The organism is Allobaculum sp. Allo2 (genome assembly GCF_022701175.1).
GTDB lineage: Bacteria > Bacillota_I > Bacilli_A > Erysipelotrichales > Erysipelotrichaceae > Allobaculum > Allobaculum fili.
This window is the reverse complement of record NZ_CP078088.1, coordinates 2,683,889-2,697,952: the sequence shown is the minus strand read 5'-3', so window position 1 is coordinate 2,697,952 and position 14,064 is coordinate 2,683,889. Positions and strand designations below refer to the sequence as shown.

General features: G+C 50.8%; 13 protein-coding genes, 1 other RNA gene and 2 pseudogenes. 6 read left to right on the top strand and 10 right to left on the bottom strand.

Annotated elements, in window-relative coordinates; all coding sequences use genetic code 11:
• The first annotated feature begins 6 nt into the window (after positions 1 to 6).
• Positions 7 to 900 (top strand): hypothetical protein, encoded by an 894-nt coding sequence (locus tag KWG61_RS15485; RefSeq protein WP_242744561.1) that lies wholly within the window; start codon positions 7 to 9, stop codon positions 898 to 900.
• 66 nt (positions 901 to 966) lie between these two features.
• Here the strand turns inward: KWG61_RS15485 and KWG61_RS15480 are convergent, their stop codons facing one another.
• Together KWG61_RS15480 and KWG61_RS15475 are read right to left on the bottom strand one after the other, a co-directional pair.
• Positions 967 to 3,597, bottom strand: coding sequence for a transglycosylase domain-containing protein (locus KWG61_RS15480; protein WP_230267517.1), 2,631 nt, complete (start codon positions 3,595 to 3,597; stop codon positions 967 to 969).
• 3 nt (positions 3,598 to 3,600) lie between these two features.
• Positions 3,601 to 4,085: pseudogene (locus tag KWG61_RS15475) on the bottom strand (Holliday junction resolvase RecU).
• Positions 4,086 to 4,483: 398 nt separating this feature from the next.
• Here KWG61_RS15475 and KWG61_RS15470 point away from each other — a divergent pair.
• On the top strand, positions 4,484 to 4,939 hold the full coding sequence (locus tag KWG61_RS15470) for a DivIVA domain-containing protein (protein ID WP_230267519.1): 456 nt from the start codon (positions 4,484 to 4,486) through the stop codon (positions 4,937 to 4,939).
• Positions 4,940 to 4,983: 44 nt separating this feature from the next.
• An RNA gene (rnpB, locus tag KWG61_RS15465) (RNase P RNA component class B) lies at positions 4,984 to 5,342 on the top strand.
• 156 nt (positions 5,343 to 5,498) lie between these two features.
• Here rnpB and KWG61_RS15460 read toward each other — a convergent pair.
• The 8 genes and pseudogenes from KWG61_RS15460 to KWG61_RS15430 form a co-directional block, all read right to left on the bottom strand.
• Positions 5,499 to 6,047, bottom strand: coding sequence for an energy-coupled thiamine transporter ThiT (locus tag KWG61_RS15460; protein WP_230267520.1), 549 nt, complete (start codon positions 6,045 to 6,047; stop codon positions 5,499 to 5,501).
• 323 nt (positions 6,048 to 6,370) lie between these two features.
• The gene (locus tag KWG61_RS15455; protein WP_256460724.1) at positions 6,371 to 6,943 is read right to left on the bottom strand and encodes a transposase; all 573 of its coding nucleotides are present in this window, start codon (positions 6,941 to 6,943) and stop codon (positions 6,371 to 6,373) included.
• A 17-nt stretch (positions 6,944 to 6,960) separates the two neighbouring features.
• A pseudogene (locus KWG61_RS17905) lies at positions 6,961 to 7,158 on the bottom strand (transposase); the annotation flags it as partial.
• Positions 7,159 to 7,173: 15 nt separating this feature from the next.
• Entirely contained in the window at positions 7,174 to 7,833 is a 660-nt protein-coding gene (locus KWG61_RS15450) for a transposase family protein (protein WP_242744560.1), read from the bottom strand.
• A gap of 116 nt (positions 7,834 to 7,949) precedes the next feature.
• Positions 7,950 to 8,783: a VanW family protein gene (locus KWG61_RS15445; RefSeq protein WP_230267522.1), complete on the bottom strand. Its 834-nt coding sequence runs from the start codon at positions 8,781 to 8,783 to the stop codon at positions 7,950 to 7,952.
• The gene (locus KWG61_RS15440) at positions 8,780 to 9,319 is read right to left on the bottom strand and encodes a YqeG family HAD IIIA-type phosphatase (RefSeq protein WP_230267523.1); all 540 of its coding nucleotides are present in this window, start codon (positions 9,317 to 9,319) and stop codon (positions 8,780 to 8,782) included. The genes KWG61_RS15445 and KWG61_RS15440 overlap by 4 nt, the downstream gene beginning before the upstream one ends.
• Positions 9,313 to 9,756: a hypothetical protein gene (locus KWG61_RS15435; protein ID WP_242744559.1), complete on the bottom strand. Its 444-nt coding sequence runs from the start codon at positions 9,754 to 9,756 to the stop codon at positions 9,313 to 9,315. The genes KWG61_RS15440 and KWG61_RS15435 overlap by 7 nt, the downstream gene beginning before the upstream one ends.
• Positions 9,757 to 9,761: 5 nt before the next feature.
• Entirely contained in the window at positions 9,762 to 10,082 is a 321-nt protein-coding gene (locus tag KWG61_RS15430; RefSeq protein ID WP_242744558.1) for a hypothetical protein, read from the bottom strand.
• Positions 10,083 to 11,341: 1,259 nt separating this feature from the next.
• On the opposite strand from KWG61_RS15430, the gene KWG61_RS15425 reads away from it, so the two are divergent.
• From KWG61_RS15425 to KWG61_RS15415, 3 genes are all read left to right on the top strand, one after another.
• A complete protein-coding gene (locus KWG61_RS15425) occupies positions 11,342 to 11,746 on the top strand; it encodes a hypothetical protein (RefSeq protein WP_242744557.1) in 405 nt (134 codons plus the stop codon).
• A complete protein-coding gene (locus tag KWG61_RS15420) occupies positions 11,746 to 12,531 on the top strand; it encodes an MBOAT family O-acyltransferase (RefSeq protein WP_242744556.1) in 786 nt (261 codons plus the stop codon). Before KWG61_RS15425 ends, KWG61_RS15420 begins: the two co-directional genes overlap by 1 nt.
• Positions 12,532 to 12,643: 112 nt before the next feature.
• Positions 12,644 to 13,951 (top strand): DHHW family protein, encoded by a 1,308-nt coding sequence (locus KWG61_RS15415; RefSeq protein ID WP_242744555.1) that lies wholly within the window; start codon positions 12,644 to 12,646, stop codon positions 13,949 to 13,951.
• Positions 13,952 to 14,064: the final 113 nt, after the last annotated feature.

Below are 14,064 nucleotides of genomic sequence, written 5' to 3'. Positions count from 1 at the left end.
CTGCGCATGGTCGGCACTCGAAAAGTCAGCACGCAGAAAAGAAAAGGAAGTCCGAAAGAGGAAGAAACCGTCTGGCAGATTTCCGCGCGTCCCCAGTCCAGAATTCCAGGGGATATTGTTTCGCTTTCTTCCGGGGAGCCGTTTCTGATCAGTACGGTGGATCAGGATACAGCCTGGGGCTATCGGCTTTCTTCCCCAGACAGTCTCAGCCCGATTCCAAGGTGCTTTCCGTCGAGAGCATCAATCATTACTTCTTCCCGTTCGCGTCCCTTCAAAAGAGAAGCTCGAGCAGCCGGAGCAGTATCCGCTGATCAGCTTCTGCAAAACCTCTACGCTCCTGCAGAAAGAAAAGGAGCTCAAAGCGCGCAAGGCACAGGACGAGCAGAACGAAAACCCGGCTCGCAAAAGACCGGTGCGGCTCCCGCGTTTGCCCGCAAGGAACGAATCCGGATCACCCGTCAGTGCGGCGGGATCTTTCAGGATTTCTTCAGCGAAAACGAATACGTGTACATGTGGACGTATAAGCAGAGCGAAAAGTATCTGGATCTCGACGAGTTTTATGACGGCAACGTGGTGATTCGTGAAATCGAACGAAATCGTCTGACCGAACTGGGAATGCTCATTGCGGACGACATTTTTGAAGAAGTACTCGATACGCTTGTAAAGCGCCGCTCACTCAGTGAAGACGAGGCACAGCTGCTGCGCGAAAACTTCTACAATCCGCCAGAAGCCGAAGAAGAGGCGCCAGCGGATTTAACCGACCTGACGGAAGAGAAAACGGAAGATGGCGTAACGGAAGAGCCAGGGATAGCGCAGGCCGAAGCACAGGAGATTCCAGAACCAGAGACAAATCCAGATCCGGATACGCAGACCAAACCGCAGCCAGACAATAAGATATGAAAAAACGGACAGATCGCAGAGATCTGTCCGTTTTGATTTAATGCGTTTGTCTTTGGCGACGGGTTTCTAGAGCATCGCTCTCTGACTGCGTTTCAGGAAAAACTTTGGATCCGCCGGCGTGAGCGAGGAAATCTCAAAGGTCAGCGCACTGTTCGCTTTGTGGCCGAGCGTCTGATAAAACGTTCCGCGGGCCGCATAGGCGGTACCGTTTGAGGATGTCGTGCTTTGCGGAGCTACATCCGGGGTGTCCGTTGGCGGAACCTGCGTTCCAGGATCATTGCCCGGATCATCTGGCGGCGTGCCTGGATCCGTTGGCGGGGTCGGAATGCTGGGATCATCGCCCGGATTCTGACCTGGAGGCGTCTGATTGCCGGGATCCTGATTGCCGGGATCATCAATTGGAAGATCCGGATCTTCGGAAGGTACTTCGGATTCTACATCCGGTACGCAGGCGTTGTTGTTGAGCTTATAGCCGTCCGGGCAGGAGCAGGCTCCGTTATCAAAGGAACCGCCGCTGGCGAGGCAGGCTTTACGGTTGGCTTCAAGAAGCTGGTTGGTGTAGCTGTCGCCGGCATCCGGATCGCCTTTTTCAAGGAATTCGGTTTTGATCAGACCGCCTTTGTAGTCGGAAATCTGATCCGGACGCTCGATTTCATGGTAGTTGCCGTTTGGCGCCAGGTAATCGAGCATGTAGCGGTTGATGTGGAAGGCCGGTGCGGCTTCGAGTTCGGTCCAGCCCATGTAGTAGCCCTGCATGAAGTAGGCAGGCAGATAGCCGGACCATGTCGCAATCGAATACGTTGAGGTGTAGCCGATGGACCATTCGTCTTTCATAACTCCGGCCGGGATGCCGTACTGGGCCCCTTCTTCTTCCCAGGAGGATGTACCGGATTTCGCGTAGGCCACATAATCCGGGCTGCCGAGGATTTCGTTGTAGTTCTGATAGCCGCCGTAAACAACTTCCTTGAGCAGCGTGCTCATCATGTAGGCGGCCTGTGTGGAAATCAGTTCGTATTCAGTCGAATCGCCGCTGATTTCCATGTTGTCGGAACGGCGGATGATTCGTCGGATCCGGTGCGCGTTGATTCGGGTACCCTGGTTGGCAAACATCGAGTACGCCGAAGCCATCTGGGTAGGGGAAGCGTACATGTCGGCACCGCCGATCGAATACTGCGGGGCGAAGAGTTCGGCGGTTCGCTCATCGAAGCCGAGCTTCTTACAGAAGTCTACCCAGTAATCCGTACCGGTCGCGTCGACAAGATCGATCATCGCTGCGGCGGCGGTGGTGTTTTTCGAAACGCCCAGCGCTCTGGCCAGCGACATTTTCCCATCGTATTTTCCGTCGGAGTTTCGCAGGTTGGATCCGCTGTGCCAGTAGTCTTCCGGTTTGTCGTCCACGATATGGGCGGTTGACCAGCCGAGAATATCAAAGGTTGAGCTGTAGGCGAGCAGCGGCTTCATGGCGGAACCCGGCTGACGGGTGTTCATGGAGTTGTCCTGCTTAACCGATACCGAATCGGAATGGTAATGACGGCCGGCACCGACGGCGATAATTTCACCGGTGCTGTTGTTGATGATCGTCGTACCGAAGTCCATCATCTCGTTCGGGAAGGCGACGACTTCGCCGTTCATGATCTTATCGAGCTCGCTTTGCGCGCCCTGATTCAGAGCGGTGTAAATGTCCATCGGGATAATGGCCGGGTCCTGACCGGTCAGGCTCTGTGCTTCCTGAATGACCTGGTCAATGTAGGCCTGGTTCGGGTCAACGGAAATGGTTTCGTGATAGTTCAGCGCGAACGCCAGATCTGCGTTCTTTTCGAGGTTGTATTCCTCTTCGGTGATGTAGCCGTGGTTGAGCATCAGCTGAAGCGTCGTGTTTCTTCGCTCCTGTCCGGCGGCGAGATGGTCGATCGTATCGGTTTCATCCGACGCGTTGTGGATGTTGTTGAGCGGGTTGTTGGTAAACGGCGCGTTGATGCTTCCGGCAAGGAAGGCGGCTTCGCCAAGGTTCAGCTGCGAGACATCCTTATCGAAGTAGTAGCGCGCGGCTTTCTGTATACCTCGTGTGTTGTTTCCGGAACCAAACCAGATTCGGTTCAGGTAGAACTCCATAATGTCTTCCTTGTCGATGGTCTGTTCCGCAATGAGAGCCAGGTAGATTTCCTGGATCTTCAGCTTGATTTTATCGAGGGTGGAAAGCGAACCTTTTTCCGCTTCCAGCTTGGCTTCCTGGTTTTTGGTGAAGGCGTTGTCGATCATCTGCATGGTCAGTGTCGAACCGCCCTGGCCAAGACTTCCGCTCTGCAGGTTGGAAAGAGCGGCTGCCGTGAAACGCGGAAGGTCAAAACCGTTATGAGTAAAGAAACGGGAATCCTCTACCGCCAGGAAGGCGTCGATGACATTTTGCGAAAGCTGATCGTACGTAATGTCGTCGCGGATTTCGGAACCAAATTCATAAAACATGTTTCCGGAATCATCAAAGATTCGGGAGTTGGATAATGTGGACAAGCCGTCCTTGGAAAAGCGCATGCCTTCCGGGTCGTTAATAATATTGACGAGCACGAAGAAGACCGAAACGCATCCGACCAGAAACAGGGTCAGAACGGCGATCGCGATCTTGTTCCAGGCATCGAGCGTCTTTCGCGGCTTGCCAGTAGGGCGGGCGGAAGGTTGGCGCCCGTGTTGCTGCTGTGCCATTTTCTATTTGTCTCCTTTCAAAGGGGTTTCCATATAATAAGCTGCATATTTCTCGTCGACTGCAGACAGGTAGTCGACTCTTGGATAAAGTCCTTCTTTAAGCAGAATCCCATTCTGTTCAAACCATGAAACAGGAATGGATTTCGCCTGCGTCTGCTGGTGTGCGGCGATCAGATCGCCGGCATCGACCAGATACGTTTGCATCAGACTTGTAAAGCGTACAATAAAAAACCGATCCTGCCCTGTTCCTGAACACGCTGAAGGTGTTCAATCTGATGTTCCTGGACGAGATATTTAGGAAAGCTTGTACGGTTCTGCGTCTGTTTGGCTTCAAAGTCTACGTATCTTCCTCGATAGAGACCGTTGTAGTCGGTCGTGGAGGGCGTTCGATAGTAGGCTTCCGTGATTTTCGCACGGCCCCGGCTGGGGTAGTCCACATGGACGACCTGTACAGGGGTCGGCTTTTTATAGATCAGGGCCCGCTTCATCTCCCGGTAGTACAGATTGGAAGCGTTGAGATCGTCTTCCAGACTGGACCCCCGGTCTGCATGGTTGTCGCTCATGCGGCGCACGCCCTGCGCCTTGTGCATTCCGGCGGGATATTTTATCTGACTCATCGTCTGAATTATATAGAAAAACCATGGCGCTTTCAACGAACCAGACGGCTCGTCCCGTTCCATGCAAAAAGACATATTCAGGATATTCCCGCTTTATTTAAAGGATATTAAGTGTTTGTTTTCGTTTTCTTAAATTCGGCTTTCACGAGCGTAAGACGATGGAGTCACATATTGTGAAATTATACTATAAAATCACAAGAAAGGAACCTTAAGGATTGAGGTGTTTCTTTTCATTTGATATAATGACAAACGCAATGGAGGAAGTTCACATGGCATTCAGATTAACCGCCCAGCAGATTTACGATAAGGAATTCCCGTCCAAGGAAAAAGGCTACGACGCCGATCAGGTTGACTCGTTCCTGGACGATATTATTGAAGATTATCAGGATTTTGATGATCAGAGCAGAGAACTCTCCTCCGCACTGATTCATTCCAACGAACGCGTGGTCCAGCTTGAACAGGAAAACAAGGACCAGGCCGCAAAACTCGCCGACCTTCAGGAACAGCTGAAGGCGCTCACGGAACAGGTGGCAAACCTGACCGCGGAAAACGAAGCGCTCTCCAGCCAGGCCCAGGAAGCCAAAGAGCAGGCGGAAGCCAGCGCCAAGGCGCTTGAAGAAGCTAAAGCGGCAGCCGAAGAAGAAAAAGAAGAAGAGAAAGCCGAACCGCTCACGCTCGAAGAGCGCGTAGCCCGTCTGGAAGCGGCTGTATTCGCTTCGCACTAATTTTAATTTTAATCGATTCTTTGAATCGACAAATGGTTCTGAACAGAACGACGCAGCTGCTGGCAGCCTGACTGCCAGAGGAAAGTCCATGCTCGCACAGTCTGCGATGACTGTAGTGTTTGTGCCAGCCGAATCAATAAGACTGGGGTGTTCGCAAGAACATACGGCTGTACGGAAGCCTAAAAAGGAATCCTCCTTTCATGGCCGACGTCTTTAAAAGTGCCACAGAGACGAAGCTTTTTCGGAAACGAAAAGGTGGAACGGGTAAACCCCTCAAGCGAGAAACCCAAATTTGGTAGGGGAACTGTCCGAGGCCAACTGAAGCCAGAGACAGATGCGTACGCATAGATAAATTGCTGCGGCTTTTTGCTTTCGCGAAAAGAACAGAACATGGCTTATGACTTTTGCTCAGACGTTTGTACGTCCGGATTCGTCCGGGCGTTTTTTATGCCTTCTGCATCGAACAAAGAAAAAGGCCAGAACGGATCGGGAAGATCCGTCCTGGCTGTCTGCAGACCATGGGTAAGTTTGAAACGCCGGGTCTGCCGATACCGTTTTTCTAAACGTGGAAGGAAACTCGTTTGGACAGCGCGCGAACGAGCAGCGGAACGAGAATCAGATCGACGATCAGGGTCGGAATCATATAGGAAGACTGATAGACGATGGATCCCCACCAGGTAACGCCGTAGAAGACAACGCCGGAAATGGTCGAGGACAGAAAGCGGATCAGGTTGGTGATCAGCACACCGGAATAAAAGTACTTCCAGTTTGGGAACAGGCATGCGATGCCGTACACGGAAAAGGCGATGAAATAATCGAGCAGAAACTGTGTAAAGCCCAGAATATACATCTGTCCGGTAACAAACTGAATCAGAACCGAAAGCATGGCGGTAATCAGACCAAGCTGCCAGCCGAGATGATAGCTGGCCAGAAGAAGCGCGATAGTTCCCAGACCGAGCGTTCCGCCCTGCGGCATACGGAAGAGCGGCAGGGTATTGCTCAGGTAGTCGAGAACAAAAAACAGCGCCAGATACATGGCCATGTAGGCGATGCTTCGGGTGGTAAATTTGCTGTCCTTGCGGACACTCGTTTTTGAACGATCAGACATTTTCGTTTTCTCCTTTTTATACGCAGAAGAAAGCCGGATTTTCATGACTGCACGCCGTTCGTGCACCAGAGAGCGAAATACCAGAAGAAGGCTGAACGCTTTTCCTTTGCGCCTGAAAAGAATTCTCTTCCTTATTCTGGACCATTCAATCGAGCAGCGAACGAACAGACGTATTGTAATACGCAAAGAGGACGGGCGCCTGAAATTGGACACGTTCGCATTCAATTCTTCCTTTTCTCTGTGCGTTTTCCTTCTCTATGCGTTTTCCTTCGTTTACACTGCCGCTTTTCGGCCGAATCGAAACGCTTCCCTCGTCTGAGTTATTATTTTTGGCTCATTTTCACTAGAAAAATGGTTCGATGAAAAATTTTGTGGAATTTGGGATTCTTGGTTGATGGGTTTCTTGAAGCATCGATGATCTTAAGAAAGAAATACCCATCATCCTTGAAACCATAAGCCTGTCGTCTGACGGTCTTGATCTTGTTATTGATTCCTTCAATCTTTTCTGAAGATATCCCGTAAATGGCATGCGAAAGGATCCCTTCATAATGGTTCTCGCTGAGTCGCGCAAACCATTTAAAGTGCTTGTTTTTCGTTCCTTTGCACGTGTCAATCAGTGAATTCAGCAGCTGCGCCATCTCCTCTGGATCTGAGCGTTTGAAGGCTCTTTCCAGCTGGTCTTTTACCAGATCGCAGGTCATGAAGAGAGAGTTCACCTTGAGCAGTTCGTTATACCGTTTGACAAAACCTGTTTTGGCAAGAACTGGCTTTAACCCAAACAAGGTGTTCTCGCCACCCATCATGGCTCCAGCCTTCCCTTTTGCATCTTTGGAAGCCAGCGTTGCCTTAGAAGACATCAGAATATACTTCGACCCTTTGAGAAGCCTGGCCTGCACGATTTCACCGCTTGCGATCAGCTCTCTCTCTGAGCATCCTTCCGGACTTCAGAGACCACTTTATCGTTAAAATTCTTAACGATATGAAAATAGTCAAATACGATAGAAATCCATGGGCATCGATCTTGAAATGCTTCCTGAAAATCAGAGTTCATGTCACAGGCAACAGCTTGAACATGACTCATCCATTCAATACCCGCATGATCAATAAAATCGTATACGACCTGTTTCTACTTGCCTCTGGCAATCCAAAGAACATGGCCGGTTTCCAGATCGATGATATGGGTGGCGTATTTATGGCCGTTATGAAGCTTGAATTCATCGATAGCCAGATATCGACTGCAGGTATCGGTTTTCTTCAGCACTGGTCCGAGTTCCGTCTGATCCGTATAAAGCCTGCTCAGCCTGGCTTTATCAATCTCGCCAACGAGATGAGCTCCGACACCAGTCCGCTCAGCGATTTCCTTCAGGGTATAGCGGCCGCTTGCCAGCAGATCTTCAATGTACGATTCGAGAGCTGTAGTAATCGTATGCTTCTGTGCTCTGAATGGAATAGATCGCATTTGTGTATGATGGCCGTTCTCGCAGAAGAGGCGCTGAACCTTCACGGTGACATGGATATAAGTCAAGCCAAAGGGAAGGTGGCGTAGTGTGATTGAACGAGATGATTTGATGTGCATCTTCTGACCGCAAACGGGGCAGATTCGTTCTTCATCAGTGACTTCACAGAGTACTCCGTCACACTGATAGATGGAATGATTTCCGGAAGCATCGATCCGGGAATAAACACCTGACTGGGTAAAGCCCGGCAGCGATGAGGGAATGAAAAGCAGACCGTTATTCGATTCATTGGAAACTTGAAAAGCAGCTGAAGAGTTAGTAGAGTACATACGGGATCTCCTGTATCTGGTAGTCTTGATCGACTTTTCCAGCTTACGGAAGACCCTTTTATTTTCTATATGAAGACATTGGCTCGGAGGATCCCACAAATATTTTCGTAGAGCCATTATTTTTCGGAGGTGCGAATCATGTCTTCAGGAATCATGGATGGATCAAACATGACCTTGGAATGGTTGTTCCAGATCAGCTCGCGGTTTAGGAGATAACCGTCAGCATCGCAGACTTCCTTATAAATTTTGCTGATGCGGTAATAGGTATCGCCTTCTTTTTCAAAATGATGATCGTCTTCCGTGATGCGATAAGTCTGATCAAATGGATGGATGCTGCGAAGTTCCGCCGTCAGGGTGTCGTCCGGGCAGATGATCACCAGCTGGAAATCCGCATCCGTTTCGTTTTTGAAACGGTAGTCCACATAGTTGTAGGCAACCGAGGTTCCGTTGGCCATGGGAATGCGATGGTCGAGATCGCACGCCAGCGCATCGGAATGCTGGTGGAATTCGGTAATGGTTAAAGGACTGCGTAAAACCGCGTTGCAGATCACGTTGGCCAGATTGCACAGACCGCCGCCCACATCCACGATCAGACGGTTGTCCTTAATGACACGTCCTTCACGGTAGCCTTTCTTACGAGAAATGGAACCGACGGTTTTCCAGAAGGAGAAGGTTTCGCCTGGATGAATGATCATGCCGGTCAGCTTGCTGGAAGCGATGTGGACATTGACTGCTTTGTTTTCCTGCGTGACGGGATCGATTCCCGGTCCCTTTTTCATCATGGGAACGGAATAGGAAGCCACCACATACGGAAGCGGTTCCTCCTGCCGTGTTCTGGAGATGGTTTCTTTCGAGACCAGGTCCTGTATGTTACGAACCAGAATGCCTTTGTTTACCGACAGCTGCCATAAAAACGGATAGCGTTCGGAAAGAGGTCTGCGCTCACTCATGCCTGTTCTCCTTTCTTCAGACGGATATGACCTAGCCGATGATCGTATCGGCCGTTTTGAAACAGTTTCAGAAGAGCGGCTTCTACATAGCGGGTTTTTCCGATCTTCTGTCCCGGAACGGTAATGTAGTGGACCAGAATACTGGGGATACCTGCACCATTGGCACAGACAATATCCTTGAAAATCTGATCGCCGATGACTACGGCCTGATCCGCCTTCAGATTCAGCATCTCCAGGGACTTCCGGCAGGCAGCGGGATCGGGCTTGCCCGCTTCGGCAACGTATGGCGAATCGATATTTTTCAGAAAATCCAGAATACGCTCTTCGCTGTTATCCGAGAGGATCAGCGTCTGAAAGCCGAGCTGATGCAGTCTGGCAAACAGCCCGTCCACTTCGGGTGTGGATGGAGCGCCATGATGAACGAGCGTATTGTCGAGATCAAAAATCAGCCCGCGAATGCCCTGAGCGTAGAGCTTTTCATAATCGATCGCAAAAACCGAGGGGACGTATTCATACGGATAATACTTTTCTAGCATGTCGTCTCCTTTTTCGTTTCAGCCGCCCTGTCTTCTGCAGATTTGTCTTTCGCTGCCGGGCGTGCCGTATCCCCAGTATTCTCCGTGTTTGTCAAAGGCGTCTGCATATACTGGCAGACCGTTTCAATCTGCTCATTGATCGGGCCGCCAAAATGATTTTCGAAAAAGGCGCTGCCGATCGTAAAGGCCCAGGGCCTGCAAGCGCGCAGCGTGTCGAGACGGCCATAATCGTTAATGCTTCCCGCAACGCATACCGGAAGCGGGCAATGGGCGACGAATTCACGAATCAGCAAGTCTGCATCTTCGGGACTTCGATAGCCAAGCAGATCGATGCCGTCCACGCCGGCTTCGGCCAGGGCTCTGGCTTCTTCAAGCATCTCCAGGGCGCTTCCATATAAAATGGAAGGCCGCTCTTCCACTCTTCCGACAAAAGGCATGTACTTCAGACCCGCTTTTTGCAGATGGCGTGAATGGCCGGCGAGTACTTCGTACCCATCATCATTTCAAAGCCGCATTCCACGGCAAGAAGGGCGCCTTCGAGTCCTTCTTCTTCGCTGTAGGCGACGACTTCAAGCGCCGTGTGCTTGCCGCAGTCTTTCATGCGATGACACAGTGCCTTCATCTGTTCAAGCGGCAGCGGTTCTTCTTTAAAGCCAAACCATGCCGCGGGGCTGTTTCTGCACTGTTCAAAGACAGCCTCTGCGTCGGGAATGGTCAAATCGTTATGCGTAAGCATGACAATCAGCTGGGGAAAATCTTCCATTCAGGAGCTCCTTTCTGCGTTGAGACGGATTCAGATCCGTATCCATAAATCTATAGAACGGTCAGCCGCTGGAATCGAGAAGATCCCGATCCCATAGGCTTTAGACAACCGGTTTTAGACAATAGGGGTAGACAAAATGGAAAAAACAGGCTCTTTGTACAGATGAAAAATGTATAGAACCTCTTACAATCTTCAAAAATAAATCATTTTTCCAGCCCTGTACAGAAAGAGCTCCTGCAAAAACCAGGGATCGTCTTGGGATCAAGCAGGAAAGAACCATTCAGAAGAGCTTTCTCTATCGGGAAATACGCGATTTTCGGGGATCCGCTTACGTTTTGGAAAGTCAGTTCAGCCGCATCTTTAAACGGCAGGAGACAGAGCCAGACAAGGAACCCAAACTTGGGATCTTCTCGCCGCCAATCGAAGCGCTGCAGTCGAAGAATAGACAATTTTGACGATCAAGATAAATTGGATTGGACCTCGCATATTTTGATGTTTCTTCTTTCCAGCGCACGAGCGATTCAGCGCGCTCTGTCCGGGACGTTTGTAAGGTGGTATGGTATTAGGGCAAAAAGAGGACACCGGCTGATTTTGGGCTTGCGTACGCTTGAATATCGACAGAAATCGGTCGAAATCAAAGCGGAGCACAGCCGCTCAGAAAAGCTTTTCTGTGTCTTCTTTTCAAACTGAGTTATGGAAAATACAAATTGATTTTCAGAAATCGGGATAGATTTGTCCGTTTTTTGACGCTTTTAAACGGACGCTCAAAGGGGTCAGCAAAAGAGGCTAAAACGGATCGCACAGCGCATGGAAGCGTTTCGGTTTTCCAAATTTGTCTCTTCGAGATCCGTCCAGAATCTGTCCGGGTCTGATCAATATCCTTTTGGTGTTGGAATCGAGTTCGAATCGCCGCTTTGCCCGAAACGAAATCCAATTTGTATAGAACAGAAAAATACGGCAGTCCGACCAGGATTCTTTTCCGGCATCCGGAAAACTGGACGGCGGATCCGTTTTGAACAGGAAGGGTACTATGGTTTTTCCAGTCTGTTATTCGTCTTTGCTTTTCTCTCGATCAGCATGGGCATTTACTTGTGCGTTCCCAAACGCTATCAGAATACCGTTCTGCTCGTATCGTCACTGATCTTCTATTCCTGGGGCGGTCCGATGTATCTTCTCCTTTATTAGGAGAAACCGCGATCAGCTGGGTGTGCGCCCTGCGAATCGGAAATCTCAAAAGCAAAAAGAAAAAGAAATTCTGGATGACGGTGGAATGCGTCGCCCTGCTCGGGCTGCTCGCCATTTTCAAATACACCGGCTTTATCGGCTCTACTATGCAGGCGCTCACCGGCTTTCCAGAACACGTCGCGCAAATCGTTTTGCCGATCGGCATTTCCTTTTATACGTTCCAGCTTCTGTCCTATGTCATTGATGTGTACCGCGGAGAAGTGAAGGCTCAGCGAAACTACGCGCGCCTGCTTCTGTATTCTTCGCTGTTTCATCAGTGCATCGCCGGACCGATCGTTCGCTACAAAACCGTAGCCGATGAAATCGAACATCGTTCCGTCACGATGAACGATGTGTACGCCGGCATTCGCCGCTTCAGCATCGGTCTGGCCAAAAAGCCATTCTTGCCAACGGCATCGCACAGGTCGCCGATCAGCTGATGTCTACCAACGCGCAGACGCTGGCCGCAACGCCGGTGCTTGGCGTCTGGATCGGCGCGCTGGCCTTTACGCTCCAGCTGTATCTCGACTTTTCCGCCTATTCCGACATGGCGATCGGCATGGGCCGCATGGTCGGTTTCCATTATCTGGAAAACTTCAACTATCCGTACATGGCCGTTACCGTTCAGGATTTCTGGAGACGCTGGCACATTTCCCTGTCTTCGTTCTTCCGGGATTATGTGTACATCCCGCTTGGCGGAAGCCGCGGCGGTACTCTCATTTACGTACGCAATATGATCGTCGTCTGGTTTCTGACCGGTCTGTGGCATGGTGCCTCCTGGAACTATGTTCTGTGGGGCCTTTACTACCTCTGCTTCCTGCTGCTCGAACGCTTTGTCATTCGTCAGCGGATTCCCAACGGCTGGAACCGCCTGTATACCTTATCCGTAGTCCTCTTAGGAACGGTGATCTTCCGCTTTGAAGATGCGAACACGCTGCTTCTGGCATTCAAAGGTCTGTTTGGACTGAACGGTGCCGGCTTCTTCAGCTGGTCCGTATGGTCCGTCTTCCTTTCCAATATTTTCCTCATCGCCGCCTGCATGATTGGATGCACGACGCTGAGCGTCTGGATCGAACGTCTGTTTTCGGTTTGGGCCAGCAATAATTCCGTCGGCTTCGCCCTCTATTCCATTGAACAGGTCGCTCTGCCGCTGTTCCTGCTTGCTATATCCGTGCTTGCGCTTATCGGCAACGCCTATAACCCGTTCCTGTATTTCCAGTTCTGATCCGTTAACCCAAGTCGTGTGAAGCGGTCTTTCCGCTTCCTAGAAAGATTGATATGAAAAACGATTTTCCAGAAAGCAGCGAAAAATTCTTTATTATTCGAGAGCGCTGGCGGTGGCCCTGTTCTGTCTTTGCATGGCCATCGGGACGATCAACGGACTGCTGCTGCCGCTGCGTCCCAATACTTCCGCGATCGAAAAGCGCGATCTGACCCCGTTTCCGACGTTCAGCCTGACCTCCTTTATGGATGGATCCTGGTTTTCGCAGATTTCCACGTGGTACGCGGACAGCTATCCTGGCCGCGAAAAGCTCGTTGCGATGAACAACGACCTTCAGAAGCTCAAAGGCATTCCGCAAAACGAGATGGTCATTGGCGGCAATGTCACTGCCGATGAGATCGGCGGCAAGGAAAAAGCCAGTTCCAGCGCCGCGAGCAGCGAACAGGGACAGTCCGCCGACAGCCAGTTTGAAAAGCGCACTGAAGCGCCGGAAACCAATCAGCTGGCCGCCGATATTGAAGACTCCATCATGGAAGGTCTGCTGATTAAAGACGGCGGCGCCTATGGCGGCTTCTACTTTGTACAGGAAGCCTGCGATACGTATACTTCCGCTCTCAACCGCGCAGCGGAGGAGCTGAAAGGGATCACCAACGTCTACTCGATTCTCGCTCCGGTAAACGCCTCGATCATGCTCGATGACGAAACGTACAAAAAGCTCTCCGGTTCCGATGCCAAACAGGGCATTGAATACTTCTATTCCCGCTACAACGATCTGGTCAAACCCGTTGGCACGTACGACATCCTGAAGGAACATTCTTCCGAACCGCTCTATTTCCGTACCGACCATCACTGGACACAGCTTGGCGCCTATTATGCCTATCTCAACTTCTGCAAAGTCAAAGGGATCGAGCCTGTGAACAAGGATGAACTCGAACGTCTCGAATACTATCCGTTCACCGGTTCCTATACCGGCATGGTGCCGACCGCTACGTTCACACCCGATACGTTTGAAGCCTGGGTGCCCAAAGGCGGCAACACCATGAAAGTATTCACCGGCGACTTTGGCAACCCCAACAGCGATCAGTACTACGATGCGCAAGTCGTAAATACGTCCGAAGCCATCGACCAGTACAACCATTACATGCGCTTTATCGCCGGCGACCAGCCCTTCATTGAAATCGACAACAACGAAATCAACGACGGCAGTTCCGCCCTGGTCATCTCCGAATCCTACGGATGTGCGTTCGTCCCCTGGATCGTCAACAACTACGACAAAGTCTATGCGATGGATGAACGCTATGCGGAAGGCAACTTTGTAACCTTCTGCAAGGAAAACAACATCACCGATCTGATCGTCGTCAACAACATCCAGCTGGCCAACACCACCACACTGGCAGCTGCCATCGACGAAAAGCTCCACTAATTTTCAAAATAGCGAAAGGCCAGTCCGAATCAAAACGGACTGGCCTTTTTCAAGGGTCGAGTTTGTATTTGGCTCAAAGCGGCTGAACCGGATGAGAGAAGTCTGCGAAGAGT

Bases quoted from the DNA above. Each gene is read 5' to 3' on its own strand.
- KWG61_RS15485 (WP_242744561.1), top strand. From the start codon at position 7: ATGGTCGGCACTCGAAAAGTCAGCACGCAGAAAAGAAAAGGAAGTCCG.
- KWG61_RS15480 (WP_230267517.1), bottom strand. From the start codon at position 3,597: ATGGCACAGCAGCAACACGGGCGCCAACCTTCCGCCCGCCCTACTGGC.
- KWG61_RS15470 (WP_230267519.1), top strand. From the start codon at position 4,484: ATGGCATTCAGATTAACCGCCCAGCAGATTTACGATAAGGAATTCCCG.
- KWG61_RS15460 (WP_230267520.1), bottom strand. From the start codon at position 6,047: ATGTCTGATCGTTCAAAAACGAGTGTCCGCAAGGACAGCAAATTTACC.
- KWG61_RS15450 (WP_242744560.1), bottom strand. From the start codon at position 7,833: ATGTACTCTACTAACTCTTCAGCTGCTTTTCAAGTTTCCAATGAATCG.
- KWG61_RS15445 (WP_230267522.1), bottom strand. From the start codon at position 8,783: ATGAGTGAGCGCAGACCTCTTTCCGAACGCTATCCGTTTTTATGGCAG.
- KWG61_RS15440 (WP_230267523.1), bottom strand. From the start codon at position 9,319: ATGCTAGAAAAGTATTATCCGTATGAATACGTCCCCTCGGTTTTTGCG.
- KWG61_RS15435 (WP_242744559.1), bottom strand. From the start codon at position 9,756: ATGCCTTTTGTCGGAAGAGTGGAAGAGCGGCCTTCCATTTTATATGGA.
- KWG61_RS15430 (WP_242744558.1), bottom strand. From the start codon at position 10,082: ATGGAAGATTTTCCCCAGCTGATTGTCATGCTTACGCATAACGATTTG.
- KWG61_RS15425 (WP_242744557.1), top strand. From the start codon at position 11,342: ATGACGGTGGAATGCGTCGCCCTGCTCGGGCTGCTCGCCATTTTCAAA.
- KWG61_RS15420 (WP_242744556.1), top strand. From the start codon at position 11,746: ATGTCTACCAACGCGCAGACGCTGGCCGCAACGCCGGTGCTTGGCGTC.